The sequence below is a fragment of the Synechococcus sp. H60.3 genome (assembly GCF_047462295.1).
GTDB lineage: Bacteria > Cyanobacteriota > Cyanobacteriia > Thermostichales > Thermostichaceae > Thermostichus.
Window position 1 is genome coordinate 5,273 of record NZ_JANSIY010000126.1, and the last position, 1,288, is coordinate 6,560.

At 60.5% G+C, this 1,288-nt stretch carries 2 protein-coding genes; one reads left to right on the forward strand and one right to left on the reverse strand.

Annotation, left to right across the window (positions count from 1 at the left end; translation table 11 throughout):
- The coding region (locus NW841_RS11240; RefSeq protein ID WP_414386442.1) for a dihydroxy-acid dehydratase at positions 1 to 275 on the reverse strand (275 nt) is incomplete at its 3' end.
- Between the two features lie 349 nt (positions 276 to 624).
- Between NW841_RS11240 and NW841_RS11245 the strand changes: the two genes are divergently transcribed.
- Positions 625 to 1,288, forward strand: a 664-nt coding sequence (locus NW841_RS11245; RefSeq protein ID WP_414386443.1) for a class 1 fructose-bisphosphatase, incomplete at its 3' end; no start/stop codon positions are given.

Below are 1,288 nucleotides of genomic sequence, written 5' to 3' on the forward strand. Positions count from 1 at the left end.
TCGGTGCCCATGGAAATGCCGTCGCTGATGGTAATGGTGCCGAAGATCTGAGGCATGCAGCCGGCCTCCCGCAGGGCAGCTTCGGCTCGCTCGGCCAGGGCTTGGATGCCGATGTTGCAGGGGGTAATGGTGCTGTGGGCGTTGGCGATGCCGACGATGGGCTTGCCGAAGTCCTCATCGCGAAAGCCCACCGCCCTGAGCATGGCGCGGTTGGGGGAGCGCTGCACCCCCTGGGTGACCACTTGGCTGCGCAGCGGAAAAGGAGAGTTGGCCATCATTGGCAAGAAGAAACCGAGAAAAGTGAGCAGGAAAAAGAATGGGTAGAACTCATCCTACCGCTTTTCCCAAAGGCAACCGTAACCCTCCTGGCAAGAGGGATCCGACCGAATCTGAAGCAACTCTGTAAGTTCTCGGCACCTGCGCCGAGAATCGGCCAGCCTACCTAGTGAAGGGGATCCCAGATTCCAATCGCGTCAGTGGGACGCAGTCCTTGCCCGCCGGTTCGAGATACAGAAGCTAGGGATCTCTTGTTCCGGCGTTTCCTCTTAGGTGTCAGTGAAGCCGCGTATGGTTCTCAGCTCTCCTCCCTCCCCCGCCGCCGTGCCCAGCAGCGCCGAACGGGAGATGGCGCGGGATGTGCTCACCCTCTCCCGCCATGTCTTGCAGCAGTTTGGCAGCTTTACTGCCGAGGCCCAGGACTTCAGCGCCCTGATGAACCGCATCGCCCTGGCCGGCAAGATGATTGCCCGTCGCCTCAGCCAGGCAGGGCTGATCGAAGGTACGTTGGGGGTGACCGGCAGCGTCAATGTCCAAGGGGAAGAACAGCAACAGATGGACGACTATGCCAACCGGGCCTTCATCCGCGCCTTGGAGCAGACGGGCCTGGTGTGTCGGCTGGTGTCAGAAGAGATGAAAACCCCAGCTCGCCTGCCGGAAAACTGCTCCCTCAGCCGCTTGGCCCTGGTGATCGATCCCTTGGATGGATCTTCCAACATTGACGCCAACCTCAGCGTCGGCTCTATCTTCTCCGTTCTGCACCCCCTTGAGGATCGTCCAGAAGCAGACAACCAAGATCTCCTGCAGCCGGGCCGTCGCCAACTGGCTGCCGGCTACATCCTCTACGGCCCCAGCACCCAACTGGTCTATTCCGTCGGCAAGGGGGTACACAGTTTTACGTTGGATCCCAGCTTGGGCGAGTTCATCCTCTCCAGGAGCGATATTCGCATTCCCGAACGCGGCTCCGTCTACAGCCTTAACGAGGGCTACTTCTGCCAGTGGAGCGAAGGGA